The sequence below is a fragment of the Pseudoclavibacter terrae genome, assembly GCF_008831075.1.
Classification (GTDB): Bacteria; Actinomycetota; Actinomycetes; order Actinomycetales; family Microbacteriaceae; genus Pseudoclavibacter; species Pseudoclavibacter terrae.
In genome coordinates this window covers 245,040-264,386 of the sequence record NZ_WBJX01000003.1, presented here as the reverse complement: position 1 = coordinate 264,386, position 19,347 = coordinate 245,040, and the positions used below count along the sequence as shown (strand labels likewise).

The following is a 19,347-nucleotide window of genomic DNA, read 5'->3' as shown; positions in this document are numbered from 1 at the left end:
TGGATGCGCTGCCGGCGGCGCGGGAGGGCCGGCGAGCCTACTCGGCGCCGAACTCGCGGGCGCGGAGGGCGGCGAGGTGGGCGTGGATGAGGGGCAGCGAGGATGCGCCCTCCCCGCTGGCGGACGCGACGCGCTTCATCGACCCGGAGCGCACGTCGCCGGCGACGAAGACGCCAGGCAGCGTGGTCTCGAGGTCAGCTGGAGGCATGCCGTCGGTCCAAGCATCCTTGGGGACGTCTCGTCCCGTGAGGACGAAGCCCGCCTTGTCGAGGGCGATTCCCTCTGGCAGCCACGTGCAGTCCGGCTGGGCGCCGAGCATGCAGAAGAGCCCGCCGACGTCGAAGCGGTGCTCCTCGCCCGAGGTCCGGTCGCGCACGGTCACCCACTCGAGGGCGGCCTCACCTCCGCCGTCCGCGATCTCGCTGTTGCTGGCGACGGAGACGTTCGGGGTCGAGTCGAGCTCGCGGATCAGGTACTCGGACATCGACTCGCTCAGCGACGCGCGCCGGATGAGGATGGTCACGTGTCTCGCGAACTTCGCGAGGTGCACGGCCGACTGACCGGCAGAGTTGCCACCGCCGACGACGATGACGTCTCTTCCCTGCATCTCCCTCGCCATCGAGGTGGCTGCCCCGTAGTAGACGCCGGCGCCCGTGTGCACATCGACCGATTCGATGCCGAGGCGCCGATACGCGACCCCGGTCGCGATGAGGACGGTCCGTGCACGCAGCTCGGTGTCGCCGAGGTGCACTCGGTAGGTGGGGACGCCGTCGAGCGTGCAGGGCTCCAGGCCGGTGACCGAACGTCCCGTGTAGAACTTCGCGCCGAAGCGCCCGGCCTGGATGCGGGAACGCTGCGCGAGGCGCATGCCGGAGATACCTCGGGGGAAGCCGAGGTAGTTGCGGATCATCGAGCTCGACCCCGCCTGCCCGCCGATCGCATCCCGCTCGAGCACCGCCGTGGTGAGCCCCTCGGAGGCTGCGTAGACGGCCGCGGCGAGGCCAGCGGGGCCGGCGCCGATGACCAGGACATCGGTGACCTCCCCCTCGGGGACCGTGTCGAAGCGAGTCGAGAGCAGCTCGTTGAGGCCCCTCGCCGTTGCTGCGGGGAAGAGCCTGCCGTCGTAGGCCCGAGCCAGCGGGAGCACGACTGGCGCTGAGGACTCGGCCGTAGCTGCGGAGATCAGTGCGGCTCCCTCGGCACTGTCTGGGGTCAGGATGCGGTTCGGGAAGCCGAGGCGCTCGAGGAGATCCCGAATGGCTCCCGCCTCGCGGTCGTGCGGTTCGGCGACGACGTCGATGATGCTGACTGCCGGTCGGGCGACAGACCAGCCCCACTCGGAGAGCAGTTCCGTGACGACCGTGTGGAACTCCTCGTCGCGCGGTCCCATCGGGATGCCGGTGAAGGTGTCGATGTCTCGACGGACCGTCGCCTCCCGCAGGGCGTCGAGGTTCGCGGCGTAGCCGGCGCCGGGTGTCGAGAGGACGAGTCGGCGCGCTGTCGGGGAGATCGATTGCGTGCGGCGCAGGAACGTCGGTCCAGGGATCTCCCCGATGGACACGTCGGCGACGACCATGGCGACAGCGGCACCGGAATCGACGAGTTCCCTCAGGAGCTGCAGGGCGCCCCCGGCGTCTCCTGCCGTGACGATCCTGTAGTCGCGGTCGTATCTGGCCCTGAATTCGGCTTCGATCTTCGCGAGTCGCTCATCGGCGGCGATGAGGATGATGGGCTGGTCAGTCATGGGATCAGGGTACTGAGCGACGAAGGGTTCGGGAACCAGTGAGGGAATCTGCGTTCACGCTTCGGTCGGGCGTACGCTTTCTGCCATGGCTGACAGACAGGGCTCACTCGCCGCGGAGATCGCGGCGCCGGACACCAGTGCCGTCAGGTTCACAGCGCGTGTCATTGCCGTCCCCGTTGTGGGTGACGACGGCGTGCGACTGATCGTGCGGTTTCCGGAGGACGCGAGCCGGATGCTGCCGTCGCGTGGGCAGGTCGCCGTCGAGGGCGTGATCCACGCACAGGCTGGCTCAGGCTCCAGCGCGGATTCCGGTGATGCTGCGCGAGCTTTCGAGGCGGTCATCGAGCCCGACGGCCTCCGCGGGCACTGGCTCGACGTCGCCGCCGCACTCGGAGACGGCGCCGCCGACGGCGACACCGTCAGCGTGGAGCTGCGGCCGGGCGGCGAGTGGCCCGAGCCGGAGATCCCCGCGGATTTCTCCGAGGCGCTCGCGGATGCCCCCGATTCTGCGGAGACCTGGCGTGACATCACGCCGATGGCGAGGTGGGAGTGGGTGCGCTGGATCAACTCCACGCGAGTCGTGAAGACTCGCGAGCGCCGCATCGAGGTCGGCCTCTCGAAGCTGGAGGCCGGGAAGCGGCGCCCATGCTGCTTCGACCTCTCGTCGTGCACCGACCCCGAGCTGTCGAAGAGCGGCAAGCTCGCCGTCTGAGTTCCCGCTCGGGGTGGTCGTCTCGAGATGGCTTTCACGCTGCCGGATGGGTTGCAAGCCATCCCGAGGCGTGCAACCCATCCCGAAACCAGGGGTGGGGGTGGTGGCCGCGGCGAGCGGGACGAGCTGGCGAGCCGGCGGCGAGCGGTCAGGGCGTCAGCGTCGCCGCCGGCCCAAGGCGACGGCCGCGGCGTGGAGCAGAGGGATGACCGAGACGCTCATGAGCACGATGCCGAGGGGAGCGAGCTGCGGCAGCAGCAGGACGCCCCCGATGAGCAGCGCGGCGAACACGACCGCGGAGACGACGCCACGCAGCATCCGCTCGAGTGAGCGCATGTGCCGGTCGACGCTCGGCGTCTGCACCTTCAGCTGGCCGGCTTCGAGCCGAGTGGTCAGCGCATCCAGTCGCCCTGGCAGCGTCACGGCGGTCGCGAGCGCCGAAACGGCCTGCTTCGCCACGGCCTGGATGGTGTTTCCGCCCTCGTCGCGCGTGAGGGTGCGGGCGAACGGGTCGACCGCCTCCCACATGTTGAAGTCCTTGTCGAGCGCGGAGGTCACGCCCGACACCAGGGAGATCGCGCGGATGATGAGCAGGAAGTTCTCGGGCAGCTGGAACGGCATCTCCCGGATCGTGTCCCTGAAGCGGTCGGCGAAGTCGCCGAGCTCTGCGGGGTCGACGCGCTGCAGCTCGGCGACGCCCATGCCGCCGAAGCGACCGAACAGCTCCGTCATGGCTCGCTCGAGTTCGGCCGTGTCACCTGCGGGGAGGAGCACGCCGACGCTGCGCATCGACCTGACGAGGCCGGGCCCGTCGCGCGACACGATCGCGAAGATGAGCTGTCGCAGGCTCGCGCGCAGGGTGTCGGAGATGACGCCCATCATGCCGAAGTCGATGTAGGTCAGCTCCCACGTGACGGGTGCGGGCCGCTCCTCGGTCGCCTCACCGTCGACGTCTGAGGGGGCGGGGATCCGCGGCGTCGCCAGCGGTGTCACGAAGATGTTGCCCGGGTGCGGGTCTGCGTGGAAGAAGCCGGCGACGAAGAGCTGCTGGAAGGTTGCCCTCGCGAGTTCGTTGGCCACCTCTTCGGGGTCGATGCCCGCGGCGCGGAGCGCATCCACGTCGGTGATCTTGATCGCGGTCACGTCCGAGAGCGTGAGGATGCGCGACGCCGTGCGCTCCCACACGACCTGCGCGGCACCCACGCGGGTGTCGGTCTCGAAGTCGGCGGCGAAGCGCTCAGCGCTGGAGCCCTCGTGGATGTAGTCGATCTCCTCGAGGCTCGTCGCAGCGAACTCCTCGACGAGGGCGGGGGCGTCGGCCCGCTTGGAGACCAGCTCGACTCGCTTGAGGAGCTGTCCGACGCGGCGCAGCGCACGCAGATCTGTCTCGACGAGGTCCTCGATGCCCGGTCGCTGCACCTTCACGACCACGCTGGTGTACCCGGTCTCCTCCGCGAGGGCGGGGGTGAGCGTCGCGCGATGGGCCTGCCCGAACGAGGCCGCCGCGATGGGGGCCTCGTCGAAGCTCGCGTACGCTTGGCTCAACGGCATGCCCAGCTCGGCCTCAGCCTGTGCCCGGATGGCGGGGAACGCCACGGCCGGAACCTCATCCTGCAGGCCCTCGAGCTCGGCCGTGATCTCGGGTGGCAGCACGTCGAGGCGCGACGACATGAACTGCCCCACCTTGATCATGAGCCCGCCGAGGTCGACCGCGAGTGCATGGAAGCGGCGGGCGAGGCGCTGCATACGTGCGGTCCGTCCCCGCTCCGACAGCTTCCCGAGGCGGATGCGCGGCAGGAAGATCTCGAACCACCAGATCTGCAGCATCGCGCGCTGCGCGAAGCGGACGATTCTGCGGTACCTCGCGCGGCCCTCAGCCGAGAGCTTCGTGTCGCCGTCGTGGGCGGCCCGGCCTCGAGTGACGGCTTGCGCCTGCGCGGCGGCGGCAGTCAGCCTGCTCGCCGCCGCCGTTCGCTCCTCTGTCAGGCTGGGGCCATCTGTCACGTTCAGTCCTCGGCGAGGATCGAGTACAGCTTGCGCCGCGTCTCGTCGAGGAGGGCCGCAGCGCGCTCGGCCTGGTCTGGGGTTGCGCTGCTCTGCACCTGCACGACGGCCTGTGCAAGTCGAGCGCCAGCCTTCGGGAGGGTCGCGGCACGCTCGGCGCGGCGCGCGGCGGGCGATTCCCAGGGGAGGTCGCCAGTCGAAGCGTCGACAGCGACGGCGCGTCCTTCTTCGGTGAGCGCGTAGACCTTGCGCTCTCCCGTGACCTCGGGGACGACGAGTCCCTCGTCGGAGAGGAGCTGCAGGGTCGGATAGACGGAACCGGGGCTCGGCTTCCATACGCCGCTGGTGCGCTCCTCGATGGCCTGGATGAGCTGGTAGCCGTGCTGGGGGCCTTCGAGCAGGGCGACCAGCAGTGCGGTTCGGACGTCTCCGCGGCTGGCGCGGGAGGTGGTGGGGCGGGATGCGAAACTCTCGCGAATCTCGTCGACGGCTTCGCGGAGGCCGAAGCCGAGTCCGCCTGGGGTGTGCTGAGCGACCATGAGCATTCCTTTCGAGGGTGAGTGCCGATACCTGACGACACCCGACGATACATCGGTGAAGTTCTGTGTAGCTGTGCATCTCGGTTGCCTGAAAGGGTGCTGAACACGCAGAACCCAGTGTTGCTAGGTACTGGTACCCAGTGCTACTTTGTACCGGTAGTCATCAGTACTGAGTAGAGAGGGTGATCATGGGCAAGCAGGCAACCGAGATGCTCAAGGGCACGCTCGAGGGCATCGTGCTCGCGATTCTCGCCACGCGCTCGGCCTACGGGTACGAGATCACGGCCTGGCTTCGCGAGCAGGGCTTCGCAGAGATCGCCGAGGGCACGGTCTACGCGCTCCTTGTGCGCATCGAGCAGAAGGGGTTCGTCGACGTCGAGAAGGTCCCCTCGGAGAAGGGCCCGCCGCGGAAGGTCTACACGATCAACGCAGAAGGCACCGAATACCTCGCGGAGTTCTGGCGCACCTGGGGGTTCCTCGCGGACCGCCTCGAGCAGCTCCGCGGCACCACACCATCCGCTGGAACCGGCACAGACGAGACCAGCACACACGAAGAAAGAGGCAACTGACATGGCCGCCAAATGGATCGAAGCGCTCACCGGCTCGTTCGAGGAGAAGAAGCAGTTCAAGGACGCGCAGGCTCGGCTGGACGCGCTGCCGGCTCCCTACGCGAAGGTGGCGCAGGCCATCCAGCGCTACCTCATGTACTACAGCGGCATCACCGACGGGGAGTCGATGGTTCGCATGAACCTCGATCTCGCTGACCTGTGGGAGCGCGCGGCCGCTGACGGCACGCCCGTCCACGACATCGTCGGCTCCGACCCGGTCGACTTCGCCGAGACGTTCGGCCAGTCGTACTCCGGCAAGCAGTGGATCGACAAGGAACGCGCGCGACTGGTGAAGGCCGTCGAGGAAGCGGAGCGAGGGCAGTAGCCATGGGCGTGCGTCCGGCCATCGTCGTCGATGGCATCACGAAGTCGTACGGCGACCTCGCCGTGCTGACCGGCGTCCACTTCGCCGTCCAGAGCGGCAGCATCTTCGCGCTCCTCGGCTCGAACGGGGCCGGCAAGACCACCCTGGTGCGCATCCTCTCGACGCTCCTTCGCGCCGATGGTGGTGCAGCATCGGTCAACGGTCTCGACGTGGCTTCGCACGCGGCCGAGGTGCGCGCCGCGATCAGCCTGACGGGTCAGTTCGCGGCGGTGGATGAGGTGCTCACGGGTCGCGAGAACCTCGCCCTCGTCGCGCGGTTGCGACACGTTCCGCGGCCGAACGAGGTCGCCGACGCCTTGCTCGAGCGCTTCTCGCTGACCGACGCGGGCCGGCGTCGTGCCGCGACGTATTCCGGCGGCATGCGGCGTCGGCTCGACATCGCGATGAGCCTCATCGGTGACCCACCCGTCGTGTTCCTCGACGAACCGACGACGGGCCTCGACCCGCAGGCTCGGCTCGAGGTGTGGGCTGCCGTGCGCGAGCTCGCCGCCACGGGCACGACCGTGCTGCTCACCACCCAGTACCTCGACGAGGCGGAGCAGCTCGCCGATCGGATCGCGATCCTGAACGAGGGGCGCATCATCGCGAACGGAACGCTCGCCGAGCTCAAGCGGCTGCTGCCGCCCGCGAAGGTCGAGTACGTGGAGAAGCAGCCGACGCTCGAGGAGATATTCCTGGCCGTCATCGGCCAGCCGGGCACGGAGAGGAATCTGGCATCATGACCACGCACTTCGTCGGTGACACCGCCGTCCTGACGGGCCGCTCCCTGCGCCACGTGCTGCGAAGTCCCGACACGATCGTGACGACAGCCGTCATGCCGATCGCGTTCATGCTCATGTTCGTCTACGTGTTCGGCGGGGCGATCGACACCGGCGCCGGCGCCTATGTCGACTACCTGCTGCCAGGGATCCTGCTCATCACGGTCGCATCCGGCGTCGCCTATACGGCCTACCGGCTGTTCCTCGACCTGAAGGGCGGCATCTTCGAACGCTTCCAGTCGATGCCCATCGCCAGATCGTCGGCTCTGTGGGCGCACGTGCTCACCTCCCTGGTCGCGAACCTGGTCTCGGTGGCCGTCGTCGTCGGCGTTGCCCTGATCATGGGGTTCCGGTCCGAGGCCGGTGTGTTCGAGTGGCTCGCGGTCGCGGGCATCCTCGTGCTCTTCACGCTCGCCCTCACTTGGATCGCCGTGCTCGCAGGCCTCTCCGCGAAGACCGTCGAGGGCGCGAGCGCCTTCTCCTACCCGCTCATCTTCCTGCCGTTCGTCAGCTCTGCATTCGTGCCGACCGACACCATGCCGGGGCCGGTGCGCTGGTTCGCGGAGAACCAGCCCGTGACGTCGATCGTCAACAGCATCCGCCAGCTCCTCGAAGGGCAGCCGGCGAGCGGGGATATCTGGGTCGCGCTGAGCTGGTGCGTCGGGATCCTCCTCGCCGCCTTCATGGTTGCGAACGTGGTCTACCAGCGCAGGATCAGCTGACTGAATCTGTCGAGCTTCTCGAGTGCTCGCAGTGCTCGCAGTGCTCGCACTCGAGGGGGTCACATGGCTACATCCACGATTCGCAACCGGCCCGAAGAGACGAGGCGTGCTCTCAAAGCGCGAGCCGCACCCGCTCCCGGTTTCGGTGCATCCCGATGCTGTTGGGTGGAATGACCCCGGATCGCCGCGACGAGAGCGAGAACCCACATGCAGATCCTCGGCACCGTCCTGCTCGCCATCGGATTCCTCGCGCTCGCGGGAGCGCACTTCATGACCGACCCGACCGCCCTCGACGCCAACATCGGCGCGGGCTTCCTCATCATCGTCGGCCTCGTCACCGGAGCGGCGGGGCTGCTGGTCTCCGTCATCGCGGCCCTGCTCGGCACGCGCCGCCGCCGTCGCTGACGTCCTCGCGCTCGCGCCTGAGTGCATCCATGCGGGCGATGCAGCCTCCCGGCGTGATGAAGGTGCGTCTCTCGTGTGGATGCACCGGGTTGGAGCGTCTGGGAGGGCTGCGCAGCAAGGGGTTGGTGGGGCCGCGCCCGCGCGAATGTCGGTGCCCGCGTCTAGGGTGATCGCATGACGACGGCGACATCCCTCGAGGGCACCTTCAACTTCCGTGACACCGGCGGCCTGCCGCTCACATCCGGCAGTGTGACCGCGCCTGGCATCTTCTACAGATCGGACGCGCTGAGCTCGCTCACCCCGAAGGGGCTTGAGGAGCTCGCGGCGAGCGACATCGGCACCATCGTCGACTTCCGCACACCCGCCGAGCGGCAGATGGCACCAGACCGCCTGCCCGTGAGTCGGCCGTTCCACGTCGTGGAGCTCCCGCTGCTCGAGGGTGCCGTCACCGGCCTCGTCCAGCAGGGGTTGCAGTCGGCTGCGCGTGGCGGCGACCCCGCCGAGCAGGCGAAGGCGATGGATGCGGTGCTCGCGCAGATCCCGACCCTGGGCGCCCTCTACGTGGAGATGCTCGAGCACAGCGCCACCACGTTCGCCGAGCTCGCGCGACTCGTCGCATCCGCGACCGTCACCCCGCCGACCGCCGTGGTCGTCCACTGCACGGCCGGCAAGGACCGCACTGGCGTCGGCTCGGCGCTCGTGCTCGACGCGGTCGGGGTCGAGCGGTCGGCGCTCATCGCCGACTACGCGTCCTCCGAAGCCAACCTTTCAGGTGAGTGGGCCGAGCGCATGTACGGCATGGTCGCGCAGTACGGCCTGCCGCTCACCGACCAGATCAAAGACCTCGTCGCCGCGACACCCCCAGCCGCGATCGAGCAGGCGCTCGAGTGGGTGGATGCGCAGGGCGGCTCAGCCGCGTACCTGCAGTCAGGCGGGCTCACCGGTGCGGAGCTCGCCGCGCTCCAGGGGCGCCTCACCGGCGCCTGAGGCTGCCGCCGCAGCCTCGGTAGGCGGCGTCGGGGCGGGAATGAGAGCCGAGGCTGGAGTGGCAGACGCAGGAGCGGTGGGAGTGCGTCCGGCCGAGCGCTCGACGCCGATGCCCGCGACGATGACCAGCGCGAGCCCGACGACCGGCAGCAGTCCGGGCACCTGGTGCAGCAGCAGCAACCCGATGACGAGCGCGACCGCGGGCTCGAGGCTCGTGAGGGTTCCGTAGGCCGCCGCCGTGATGCGGCGCAGCGCCTGGATCTCGAGCATGAACGGCACCGTCGGCAGGAGCACGGCCAGGCCGAGACCGGCGAGCGCAGCCTCCCAGGTGAGCAGCGGGATGGTGCTCGGCGCCGCGATGACGCTCGCGATGACGGCCGCCACAGGAATGGAGACGGCCAGACCGCGCACCCCGCTCAGCTCGTCGCCCACGCGCTGCGTGCACAGGATGTAGACGGCCCAGCAGGCGGCCGCCGCAAGCGCATACAGCACGCCGATCGGGTCGATGTTCCCGGTCCACGGCTCCGTCAGCAGCACAACACCGACAGCGGCGATCAGCGGCCAGAGGAGCGCCCGGCCTCGACTGCGCAGCACAGCGACCGCGAGGGGGCCCAGGAACTCGAGAGCAGCGGCCGTGCCGAGCGGGATGCGGTCGATCGCGAGCGTGAACAGCAGCGTCATGCCCGAGGTCGCCGCGCCGAGCACGACGCACGCGAGGAAGCTGCTGCGCGTGAACCACGCGCGTCGCGGACGCACGATCACCAGCACGAGGGCCGCCGCGAACACGAGGCGGATCCAGCCGGTGCCGAGCGGCCCGAGCTGCTCGAACAGGCCGGTGCTGAGCGCCAGGCCGAGCTGCACGAACAGCATGGCGCTGATCGTCATGAGGGTGCCCGAGCGGGCGCTGCCCCGTGGGGCTGGCGGAAGCGTGGACGCGGTCATGGACCCAGGATGACGCGCCCGTGCATCCGTGTCCACGCGAGAAATGCGAACGTATCGTTCGCGATTCCAGCACAATAGTGGCGACCGGGCCGAGATGGCCACGACCGGAACCGATGGGAGCGCGCATGGAGACACGACGGCTCGAATACCTGGTTGACCTGGAGCGGCTGGGCTCCATGCGTGCCGTCGCCGACCAGCACCTGACGACGACATCCGTGGTCTCGCAGCAGCTCGCCCTCCTGCAGCAGGAACTCGGCGCTCACCTCCTGCAGCGCGTAGGACGCGGGGTGCGGCTGACCGCCGCTGGCTCGCGGCTCGCCGCGCGCGCATCCGGGATCCTCGCGAGCCTCGACGAGGCGAGGCGCGACTTCGACCCGGATGCGGAACCGCAAGGGACGCTGCGCGTGGCGGGATTCGCGACGGCCGCACGAGCACTGTTTCCCATCATGCGCGAGCTCGCCGCATCACATCCCGGCGTGCGGCTCGTGCTGGAGGAGCAGGAACCCGACGAGGCGTTCGCGCTCGTCGACGCCGGCCGCATCGACCTCGCGCTCGTCTACGACTACACGCTCGCGCCCCTGCGCATCCCGCCCGGCTACGAGAGCGTGCGCCTGTGGGAGGGGGAGTGGGGAATCGGCGTTCCGGACAGGGTCGCGGCGGCCCTCCCCGGCGGCGGCCACGAGGCCCTGCCGAACCGAGACCTCATGCTCGCGCTGCGCGAGCGCGAGTGGATCGGCAACTCCAGGAACAACGCCGACGAGATCGCCATCGGCGTGCTCGCGTCGCTCGCCGACTACGAGCCGAACGTCACCCACCAGTCCGACGACCTCGCCCTCGTGGAAGACCTCATCGCCGCCGAGTTCGGGGTCGGGATGCTTCCCCTCACCCGAGAGCCGCGCGACAACGTGCACATCGTGCGGATGCAGGACCCGCCCATGCTGCGCGCATCCGCCGCCTACCTCCGCGGCACCGCCGAGTGGCCGCTGCTGCGCCACGTGCTCGACCGACTCACCGGTGGCTGACGCCGCTCGAGGGTCGGCGCCTGAGAGCCAGCGACCCGCGGGCCGGCGACCCGCGGGCCGGCACGCCTGACTCGCGCCGTTCACCGCCGGCCGACTCCAGGCGAACTTCGAGATGGGCTCCACGCTTCGGGATGGGTTGCAAACCATCCGCGTGCGTGGAAGCCATCTCGAAGTGTGGGCCGAATGACGGTCACCGCCCGGGGTCGCGGGATGGTTGCCGACGGCTGTCGCGGGATGGAAACCTCGCTTCGTTCGGGGAAGTTTCCCTCAACGAAGTGACAATGCCAGCCCGAGACGAGCGCCATCCCGAGACGAATCCCATCCCGAGAAGAGCGCCAGCCCGAGACGTTCGCCAGGCGGTGGCGTGGCCGGATGCGCCGCGCGCTAGATCCAGCCGCGTTCGCGGGCGACGACGGTCGCCTGCTGCCTGGTCGAGACGGCGAGCTTCCCCAGCACTGAGGACACGTAGTTGCGGACGGTGCCGGGGGAGAGGTGCAGGGTGCGGGCGATCTCGGCGATCGTCTCGCCGCGCTGTCCGGCGCGCAGCACGTCGAGCTCGCGGTCGGTGAGGGGGCTGCGTTCGTCGGCCAGTGCGTCCGCGGCGATCTCGGGGTCGACGTATCGGCGGCCGGCGGCGACGCGGCGGATGATGTCGGCGACCTCTTCGGCGCGGCGGGACTTCGGGATGAACCCCTGGACTCCGGCGGCGAGCGCGCGGCGCAGTACCCCCGGCCTCGCATGCCGGGTGACGACGATGCATCGAACCTCCGGGAGGCCTTGCAGGCGTTCGGCGACTTCGACGCCGTCGAGGCCCGGCATCTCGAGGTCGAGGAGGCAGATGTCGGGCTTGAGGCGCAGCGCCTCTTCGACGGCGGAGGTGCCGGTGCTGCACTCGGCGATCACCTCGAGGTCGTCTTCGAGGCGCAGCAGTGAGGCGAGGGCCGTGCGGATCATGTCCTCGTCGTCAGCGAGCAGCACCCGGATCATGCCTGTTCTCCTGTCGTCGCGGGGAGGCCAGAGGTGCCGGCGACCGGGGCATGTCCGACGGGCAGGCGCACCTGCACGGTGAAGCTCGTGCCGTCGTTCCACGCCTCGACGTCGCCGCCGCTGGCCTCGAGTCGCTCGCCCATGCCGGTCAGGCCGCTGCCCCACGCGACGTCGGTCCGGACCCCGTCGCCAGCCGCAGCGCTGCCGCCGTGGCCCACGGCGTCGTTCACCATGCGGTAGACCCATACGTCGCCGTCGCGGGTGAGTTCGATCCGAGCGCGGTTGCCGTCACCGTGCTTGAGCACGTTGGTGACGCTCTCGCGCACGATCGGCCCGAGCACGTCGGCGGGGGCGGATGCGGTGCCGGCTCCCACGTGCATCCGCACGTCGTGCCCGGCGGCGCGCAGCAGGTCGGCCGCGTTCTCGAGCTCATCAGGCAGGGGCACGCCGCGGAAGCTCGTCGCGAGGGCGCGCGTGCCGGCGCGTGCCTCGTTGACGGCTCCCTGCGCGGCCCGGATCTGCTCGGCCGCCGCGGCCGGGTACTTCGCGATGAGGCGCTCCGCGAGCTCGAGCTGCAGGGCGATGACCTGCAGGTGGTGCCCTTGCAGGTCGTGCACGTCGTTGGCGAGGCGGAGGCGCTCGCGGGTCGCGGCGAGCTGGCTCTCGGCGGCACGCGCGCGGTCGAGTTCGAGCACGATCTCCCACCACCAGAGAGAGAAGGCGGTCATGGACGGCGTCATCAGGATGAAAAGGCCGGGCGCGGCGAACGCATTGCCGGGGATGCCCTGCTCGCCGAATGTCCTGGCTTCGAAGAAGATCACGAGGGCCACCGCGATCGTGGCGCCGACGACCACGCGCCACCTGACGCCTGGAGTCCAGGGGCGCACGGAGAGCACGAACGCGATGACCGCGGCCACGGCGACGAACGAGGCCGCGCCGATACCGAGGAGTGCGGCGCTGACTGCGGCGAGGCCGAGACCGAGCACGTGGAGGCTCGACGGGCGGTGCGCCTCGCCGTCGCGAACGGCCAGCACACTCGGGCGGTAATCGAGGAGCAGCAGCATGGCGGAGGCAAGCCAGGCGAGGCCACCGGCCACGGTGACGGGGAGACGCCAGGTCGCGTCGAGGTTCGGGGCCGCCCAGGTCCACAGCACCCAGAACGAGATGGTGAAGCCGACGAACACCAAGACGCCCACTGCCGTGTACCACCAGGTGGCGGTGACGCCGCGGGCGAGGGCGATCTCGCCGATGCGTGGAGTGCTCATTCCTCAACGGTAGGCCAGGCGTGGGCGCGCGACCCGTGACATATGTCACGAACCCGCACGCGCATCCTCACGAGGAGTGGTGACGCGGCGGCACTGCCGTGCGGAGCGCATCCCAAGTGGAATTGAGACATCACCGCGGCACCCGACGCGGCATCTCGCTTCAGCTCCGAAAGGCCACACCATGAACCCCATCGCAGAGCTCATTCTCGGCTTCCAGAACCTGATGGCACAGCTGCCTGATTGGCTGCAGCCGCTCATCGTCGCGCTTGCCGGGGCCGTTCCCTTCATCGAGGGAGAGGGTGCCGCATCGATCGGCATCATCGGCGGCATCAACCCGGTCATCGCCGCCATCGCGGGCGCCTTCGGCAACTTCATCGCCGTGGCGCTTGTCGTCTACCTGGGGGCCGCGATCCGGGCGCGCTTCGCGAAGTCGCCCGAAGACGCGACGCCGAAGACGGCTCGCCGCGAGAAGTTTCAGCGCGCCTTCAACCGGTATGGGGTCGCCGGCGTGAGCCTCCTCGGCCCGCTGCTGCTCCCGACCCACTTCACGGCGGCGGCGCTTGCGGGAAGCGGCATCTCGAAGGGACGGGTGCTCGTCTGGCAGGCGGTCGCGATCGTGCTGTGGACGACGCTGCTGACCCTCTTCATCACCGGGGTCATCGCCTTCGCGGTCTGAGCCGGGTGGCCCGGCGGCTAAGCCGACCGCGAATCAGGCGGGCGGATGCGTCAGCGCAGTGGGGTCCACCCGAACGGGGTGGGCCCCTCGTTCGTTGCGCGCTCGCGGTCGGCGCGGGCAGACCACCCCTGGGCCGCATCCTCGGCGTCGAAGCCTCCCCGCGCGACGCGGAACCCGACGTCCTCGTGGTGCATGCGTGGCGCCCCGCCGCGGCGGACGGAGGCGCGCACGCTCCACGTGTCGTCGGCGTAGCCGCCACCGCGGAACACGCGGTAGTCGTCGTAGCGGGCCGGGTCGAGGAAGTCCCAGCACCATTCCCACGTGTTGCCGAGGGTGTCGAAGAGGCCGTTGAGGTTGGGGTGCTTGCCGCCGACGGGCTGCGGGCTGGTGACGCCGTCGAGGCTGGTCCAGGCGACGTCGGCGAGCGGCCCGTACTGGGCAGCCGTCGATCCGGCCCGGCACGCGAACTCCCACTCGGATTCGGTGGGGAGGCGGATGCCGTCGGAGTCGACGTGCCAGGTGACCTGCTCGCCGTCGTACGAGTAGGCGGCGTCGAGGCCTTCCCATTCGGAGGCGGCGTTGCAGAAGCGGATGGCGCGCAGCCAGCTGACATCGGTCGCGGGCCGGTCGGGGTGGCTCAGCCCGTCGTCGGTCGCCTCCCCGAGGAGCTCGCCGAGCTGCGACTGCGTGACCGCGTAGACGCCGATCTCGAACGGCTCGAGCTCCACGCGGCGGCGGATCTTGCGTCGCGCGTCGTGCAGTTCGACGGTGCCGCCGTCGATGGCCGAGAATTCGATATCCATTGGGCCCATCCTCGCACCGGAGGGTGCCACCGGCGCCTGGCGGGTGGTCGTCGGGGCGTGAGAGCATGCCGGGATGATCGACTCCGCCGCCTTCGTGACGACCCCGGACGGTCGTCGCCTGCGCACGTTCGCGAGCGGGCCGCGCGACTCGGGCGCCGTGGTCGTGCTCGAGGCTGGCCTGGGTGCGAGCGGCCTGTACTGGGGGCTCGTGCACGGGATGCTCGCGGAGCGCGTGAGGGTCGTCGCCTACGAGCGGGCGGGGTACGGGGAGAGCACGCCGGATCCTGCACCTCGCACGCTGGACCGCCTCGCCGACGACCTCGACGTGGTCGTGACCGCGCAGGAGCCGTCGAGGCTGGTGCTCGTCGGCCACAGTTGGGGCGGGCCGATCGTTCGGCGCCTGGCAGCTCGCCGCCTGTCGGCGGGTGCACCGATGGACGGGCTCGTGCTCGTCGACCAGAGCGATGAGCACGCGTCGCTGTACTTCCGGCCGTCGACTCGGCGCCTCTTCGCATTCTCGGCGTCGGTGCTGGAACCGGCCGCCCGTCTCGGTCTGCTGCGCGTGCAGCTGCGCAGTCTCGTCGAGGGGATGGACCCGGTCGCGGCGGCGCAGGCCCTGGATGCATCCGCGAACCCGGTGGCGGCGCGCGCGGCATCCGCGGAGCAGCGCGTGGTTGGAAGCGAGCTCGCCGGGTTGCGGTCGCGTCCACCGAGGCTCGGTGACCTGCCCATGCGGGTGATTTCAGGCATGAAGGCGACGCCAGGCGACCGAACACGCGCACCGCTGATCGCGGCGCACCTCGAGACCGTGGCCGCGCATCCGGGGGCCGTGCACATTCGCGCGGAGGAGTCTGGGCACGTCGTCAGCGCCTCCGAACCGGGCCTCGTGGCGCGGCAGGCGTTTGAGCTGACGCTGCGCGTCGGGGATCGCGGTATCGACTCGGCTGCGTCCGGCAACGCTCAAGTGACGTAAGAGCCTCTGCACGGATGCCAGAACCCGGGTCGCCCCTGGCATTCAGGAGGGGCGGTCGGCGAGCAAGTGCTCGCGCGCGACATCCACGAGGATCTGGTGCATCGCGTGCTCGCCCGGCGGTCGCACGCGGTCGCTGCGGTGGGCGATGACGATGCGCCGTGACGGCGCCTCCTGCCCGAGGCTGACGATCCGGACGCCCGGCCGGGCTGAGACGACCGCAGTCTGAGGGGCGAGCGCCACCCCGAGACCCACGCTGACCATCGCGAGTGCCTCCTGGTAGTCGTTGGCCTCGAACGCGATCTTCGGAGTGAATCCCGCACCGCGGCAGCTTCGCTCAAGCACTTCAGCCACTGGATGACCGCTCTTGCGGACGATCCAGTCCTCGTGCCGGAGCATCGACATGTTCACGTGGCGGGTTCGCCCGAGCCGGTGATCCTCTGAGACCACAAGCACGGTTGGGTCCTCGAGGAGCGGAGTGAGCGACAGATCTGGTTCGTCGATCCGGTTCCACTCGTAGTCCCAGAGCAGGGAGATGCCGATGCTGTTCTCCTGGAGCGACGAGACGAGCTCGTCGAACCTGGCGCTGTGCACCTCGAGCCGAACGTCGGGGTACTCGCGGCGGAACCGGCTGATGGCCATCGGCATGAGGGTGGTGCCGACGGTCGGAAAGGTCCCAACCGAGACGCGTCCGCGTCGGAGGCCCGAGAGCTCGTCCAGTTCCGACTCTGCGGCGCGCATCCGTCGCAACACGTACCTGGCGTGGCCGGCGAGCAGCGCTCCCGCTTCCGTTGCGACAACACCGCGAGGCTGTCGCCGGACGAGCGGCTGCCCCACCTCCAGCTCGAGTCGCTGCAGTTGCTGCGAGAGGGCGGAAACGGTGTAGCCGAGGGTCTTCGCGGCTGCGGTCACCGAGCCGCAGTCGATGATCATCACCAGCATGGAGAGCCGTCGGATGTCGTACATGGGCACCTCTTCCCTGGAAAGAGTGTACGCCTGCGGTGCATTTTGCTGGACTGGCTGAAGCAAGCCTTCAGTCTTATCGCCTCTTCAGTGACCTGTCGGCGACCAGATTTGCGAAAAGTGCCAGGTGAAACCAACTCTTCGGGAGTTAAGCACTCCTATAGCCCACTCCGCAATCTCATTATTTTGCTGTAGGAGCTTTCGGCCGAGCATTGGAGCTGACACAGAAGGAGGCTCCAATGATGGAGATACCAGCGACGCTCATGCGAGGTGGGACCAGCAAGTGCTGGGTGTTCTCGCGCGCAGCTCTGGAACAGATCGGCGCCCCCATCGACGACATTCTCCTGCGGCTGTACGGAAGCCCGGACGAACGCCAGATCGATGGCATCGGCGGCGGGACCTCGACGACGAGCAAGGCCGTCATCCTGTCGCCGAGTGGCCGCGACGACGCGGACGTCGACTACTCGTTCGCGCAGGTCGGCCTGGCCGACGGTCGCGTGGACTGGTCGAGCAACTGCGGCAACTGCTCGGCCGCGATCGCGCCGTATGCCCTGCACGCGGGGTGGGTTGTTCCTCGGGGCGAGCGCACGGCTGTCCGGATCTTCAATACGAACACTGGCCAGACCATCGTCGCCGAGGTCCCGACCCCCGGGGGAGTGTTCAGCGAAGTCGGGGATGCGCGCATCGCCGGCGTACCGTACGCGGGCCTCGAGGTGGTCCTGTGGTTCGTCGACCCTGCCGGGCGCACGACCGGGAGTCTGCTCCCGTCCGGGAACGCCGCCGAGGAGATCGCCGGGGTCCCCGTCACGCTCATCGATGCTGGCGCGCCCGTGGTCGTCGTCGAGGCATCGGGGCTCTCCCTGACCGGCCACGAGAGCCCGGCAGAGATCGATGCGCGGCCCGAGCTGCTCGCGCGCATCGATGCCATCCGTCGAGAGGGTGCCGTTCGTATGGGCATGGCCGCTACGCCAGCCGAGGCACGCAAGGCCGTGCCGAAGTTCGCGATCGTCTCACCGCCGAGCGCCGACGACCACAACTTCGGCGTGACCATGATGTCCATGGGGAAGGCGCATCCCGCGCTTGCGATCACCGGGAGCGTCGCGCTCTCACTCGCAGCCGCAGCGCCGGGCACTGTCGTGCATCGAGTGGCGAGCCCGCGCGTCGCCGAGACGGTCGCGATGCGCACCCCGTCCGGTGTCATCAGCACCCGTCTCGGCCAGCACGGCGGGTCGCCCGCCGTCGGCATCGGTCGCTCGGCTCGCCGGCTTGCCGATGCCTCCCTGGCCCTCCCTACCGAGCAGCTCTCGCATCACACGTCCGAGCTGTTCGAAGAAACCCTCCTCGTTTCATAATCAGTAGAGCCGCACTGCACTCCTGAGCGGATGTGTGCGGCTTCCACCCCCGTTGGGAGACAACGATGTCACCAGAACTCATCTCTATCCTGGCGCTGTTCGCGATGGTCGTCATCGCGACGCTTCGCCCCGTCAACATCGGCATACTCGGCTTCATCGGAACGTTCCTCGTCGGCACGTTCGTCCTCGGTCTCAGCGAAAAGGACCTGCTCGCCGGCTTCCCCGCCGACCTGTTCCTCACGATCGTCGGCGTGACCTACCTGTTCGCGGTCGCCAAGCTGAACGGGACCGTCGACCTCATCGTCGACAACGGCGTGCGAATGGTCCGCGGCCGAACCGCACTGGTGCCGTGGGTGCTCTTCGGCGTAGCGACGCTGTTGACGGCCATGGGCACGTTCCCGCCCGCGGCAGTCGCGCTCGTCGCTCCCGTGGCGCTCAGCTTCGCCGCGAAGCACAACATGGACCCGCTGCCCGTGGGCATGACCGTCGTCTACGGCGCCCTCGCTGGTTCGCTCTCGCCCATCTCAGTGCTTGGGCTCCTCGTGAGCGGCATGGTCGGCGACACACCCGGCTTCTCGCCGACAGTGCTCTTCGGCACCGCCTTCGTCTACTCGACGCTGATCGCCATCCTGACCCAGCTGTTCTTCTCCTACAAGAAGCGTCTCTCGGACTCCCGCGATGCGTCGCCGTCGGGCAGTTCGTCTGCGGGCAGCCCGACCGCGGGCGGCAGTGCTGTTCACGGACCGCGTGTCCCCGCGACGGGCAACATCTCCGTCGACACCGCCACGCAGGGTTCCACGCTCACCTTGACGCAGACGCTGCAGGTTCCGCGACTCCGTGCGACGCCCGCGCAGATCCTGACCCTGCTCGCAATCGTCTCGCTCGCCCTCGGTGCGATGATCTTCCACCTCGACATCGGAATCCTCGCGCTCGCGGCGGGTACGCTGATCGCCTTCATCGAGAAGAAGCACCTGAGCGCGGCAGTCGAGGGAATCAGCTGGTCGACCATCCTGCTGGTTGCCGGCATGATCACCTACATCAGCATCGTCGAGGAAGCTGGCGCAATCGAATGGGTCGCCGCCGGTATCGGCAGCCTCGGCTCGCCCCTCATCGGCGTGCTCGTTCTCTGCTTCATGGCGGGTGTCGTCTCCGCGTTTGCTTCGTCGACCGCAGTGATCGCCATCGCCATTCCCATGCTCATGCCGCTCATCGAGGGAAGCCCGGTTGCTGCCGGGATGGCGATCTCCGCGGTCGCCATCGCAGCGAAGGTCGTCGATGTGTCGCCCTTCTCGACCAACGGCGCACTGGTGCTCGCGAACGCGCAGAACGTCGATCCGTCCGCGTTCTACCAGCGCATCCTTCGCTACTCCGCGGTCATCGTGCTCATCGGACCCCCGCTCGCCTGGGCGACGCTCGTCGTGCCCTTCTCCCTGTGAGCGACGGGTTGAAGGTGACAGCCGCACCGTGACCGACCGCCCTGGGGTGCTGACGCCAGCACCCCAG

The 19,347-nt window shown here is 69.1% G+C and carries 20 protein-coding genes; 12 read left to right on the top strand and 8 right to left on the bottom strand.

All coding sequences use genetic code 11. The features are described from left to right. Nucleotides 1-37: 37 nt before the first annotated feature. Entirely contained in the window at nt 38-1,744 is a 1,707-nt protein-coding gene (locus F8O03_RS10715; protein ID WP_151423868.1) for an NAD(P)/FAD-dependent oxidoreductase, read from the bottom strand. An 85-nt stretch (nt 1,745-1,829) separates the two neighbouring features. On the opposite strand from F8O03_RS10715, the gene F8O03_RS10710 reads away from it, so the two are divergent. Further along, nucleotides 1,830-2,456: a YdeI/OmpD-associated family protein gene (locus F8O03_RS10710; RefSeq protein ID WP_151423867.1), complete on the top strand. Its 627-nt coding sequence runs from the start codon at nt 1,830-1,832 to the stop codon at nt 2,454-2,456. Between the two features lie 156 nt (nt 2,457-2,612). Here the strand turns inward: F8O03_RS10710 and F8O03_RS10705 are convergent, their stop codons facing one another. Together F8O03_RS10705 and F8O03_RS10700 are read right to left on the bottom strand one after the other, a co-directional pair. Then, nucleotides 2,613-4,307, bottom strand: coding sequence for an ABC1 kinase family protein (locus F8O03_RS10705; protein WP_244296226.1), 1,695 nt, complete (start codon nt 4,305-4,307; stop codon nt 2,613-2,615). A gap of 155 nt (nt 4,308-4,462) precedes the next feature. Then, complete coding sequence (locus F8O03_RS10700) at nt 4,463-4,999, bottom strand: PadR family transcriptional regulator (protein ID WP_244296180.1); 537 nt, start codon at nt 4,997-4,999, stop codon at nt 4,463-4,465. A gap of 188 nt (nt 5,000-5,187) precedes the next feature. Here F8O03_RS10700 and F8O03_RS10695 point away from each other — a divergent pair, with 188 nt between their 5' ends. From F8O03_RS10695 to F8O03_RS10670, 6 genes are all read left to right on the top strand, one after another. Next, nucleotides 5,188-5,568 carry a PadR family transcriptional regulator gene (locus F8O03_RS10695; protein ID WP_151423865.1) on the top strand — a complete coding sequence of 127 codons (381 nt, stop codon included), beginning with the start codon at nt 5,188-5,190 and terminating at the stop codon, nt 5,566-5,568. 1 nt (nt 5,569) lies between these two features. Beyond that, the gene (locus tag F8O03_RS10690; RefSeq protein ID WP_151423864.1) at nt 5,570-5,932 is read left to right on the top strand and encodes a DUF1048 domain-containing protein; all 363 of its coding nucleotides are present in this window, start codon (nt 5,570-5,572) and stop codon (nt 5,930-5,932) included. Between the two features lie 2 nt (nt 5,933-5,934). Then, the gene (locus tag F8O03_RS10685; protein ID WP_151423863.1) at nt 5,935-6,714 is read left to right on the top strand and encodes an ABC transporter ATP-binding protein; all 780 of its coding nucleotides are present in this window, start codon (nt 5,935-5,937) and stop codon (nt 6,712-6,714) included. Continuing rightward, complete coding sequence (locus tag F8O03_RS10680; protein WP_151423862.1) at nt 6,711-7,472, top strand: ABC transporter permease; 762 nt, start codon at nt 6,711-6,713, stop codon at nt 7,470-7,472. The genes F8O03_RS10685 and F8O03_RS10680 overlap by 4 nt, the downstream gene beginning before the upstream one ends. Before the next feature lie 207 nt (nt 7,473-7,679). Further along, entirely contained in the window at nt 7,680-7,877 is a 198-nt protein-coding gene (locus F8O03_RS10675) for a hypothetical protein (protein WP_151423861.1), read from the top strand. A 174-nt stretch (nt 7,878-8,051) separates the two neighbouring features. After that, nucleotides 8,052-8,864, top strand: coding sequence for a tyrosine-protein phosphatase (locus F8O03_RS10670; protein WP_151423860.1), 813 nt, complete (start codon nt 8,052-8,054; stop codon nt 8,862-8,864). Here the strand turns inward: F8O03_RS10670 and F8O03_RS10665 are convergent. Continuing rightward, a complete protein-coding gene (locus tag F8O03_RS10665) occupies nt 8,805-9,806 on the bottom strand; it encodes an EamA family transporter (protein ID WP_208851847.1) in 1,002 nt (333 codons plus the stop codon). The two genes, F8O03_RS10670 and F8O03_RS10665, sit on opposite strands and share 60 nt — an antisense overlap. A 125-nt stretch (nt 9,807-9,931) precedes the next feature. Between F8O03_RS10665 and F8O03_RS10660 the strand changes: the two genes are divergently transcribed. Continuing rightward, the gene (locus F8O03_RS10660; RefSeq protein WP_151423859.1) at nt 9,932-10,828 is read left to right on the top strand and encodes a LysR substrate-binding domain-containing protein; all 897 of its coding nucleotides are present in this window, start codon (nt 9,932-9,934) and stop codon (nt 10,826-10,828) included. Nucleotides 10,829-11,212: 384 nt separating this feature from the next. Here F8O03_RS10660 and F8O03_RS10655 read toward each other — a convergent pair whose 3' ends face one another. After that, nucleotides 11,213-11,815 (bottom strand): response regulator transcription factor, encoded by a 603-nt coding sequence (locus F8O03_RS10655; RefSeq protein WP_151423858.1) that lies wholly within the window; start codon nt 11,813-11,815, stop codon nt 11,213-11,215. After that, nucleotides 11,812-13,080 carry a sensor histidine kinase gene (locus F8O03_RS10650; RefSeq protein ID WP_151423857.1) on the bottom strand — a complete coding sequence of 423 codons (1,269 nt, stop codon included), beginning with the start codon at nt 13,078-13,080 and terminating at the stop codon, nt 11,812-11,814. The genes F8O03_RS10655 and F8O03_RS10650 overlap by 4 nt, the downstream gene beginning before the upstream one ends. Nucleotides 13,081-13,261: 181 nt before the next feature. Between F8O03_RS10650 and F8O03_RS10645 the strand changes: the two genes are divergently transcribed. Next, nucleotides 13,262-13,756, top strand: coding sequence for a VTT domain-containing protein (locus F8O03_RS10645; protein WP_151423856.1), 495 nt, complete (start codon nt 13,262-13,264; stop codon nt 13,754-13,756). Nucleotides 13,757-13,806: 50 nt separating this feature from the next. Here the strand turns inward: F8O03_RS10645 and F8O03_RS10640 are convergent, their stop codons facing one another. After that, the gene (locus F8O03_RS10640; RefSeq protein WP_151423855.1) at nt 13,807-14,559 is read right to left on the bottom strand and encodes a formylglycine-generating enzyme family protein; all 753 of its coding nucleotides are present in this window, start codon (nt 14,557-14,559) and stop codon (nt 13,807-13,809) included. Nucleotides 14,560-14,632: 73 nt separating this feature from the next. Between F8O03_RS10640 and F8O03_RS10635 the strand changes: the two genes are divergently transcribed. Continuing rightward, the gene (locus F8O03_RS10635; protein ID WP_151423854.1) at nt 14,633-15,532 is read left to right on the top strand and encodes an alpha/beta fold hydrolase; all 900 of its coding nucleotides are present in this window, start codon (nt 14,633-14,635) and stop codon (nt 15,530-15,532) included. Nucleotides 15,533-15,574: 42 nt separating this feature from the next. Here F8O03_RS10635 and F8O03_RS10630 read toward each other — a convergent pair whose 3' ends face one another. Next, nucleotides 15,575-16,495: a LysR family transcriptional regulator gene (locus F8O03_RS10630; protein ID WP_151423853.1), complete on the bottom strand. Its 921-nt coding sequence runs from the start codon at nt 16,493-16,495 to the stop codon at nt 15,575-15,577. Between the two features lie 236 nt (nt 16,496-16,731). Here F8O03_RS10630 and F8O03_RS10625 point away from each other — a divergent pair, with 236 nt between their 5' ends. Continuing rightward, a complete protein-coding gene (locus F8O03_RS10625) occupies nt 16,732-17,844 on the top strand; it encodes a PrpF domain-containing protein (RefSeq protein WP_151423852.1) in 1,113 nt (370 codons plus the stop codon). Between the two features lie 65 nt (nt 17,845-17,909). Continuing rightward, entirely contained in the window at nt 17,910-19,280 is a 1,371-nt protein-coding gene (locus F8O03_RS10620; protein ID WP_151423851.1) for an SLC13 family permease, read from the top strand. Nucleotides 19,281-19,347: the final 67 nt, after the last annotated feature.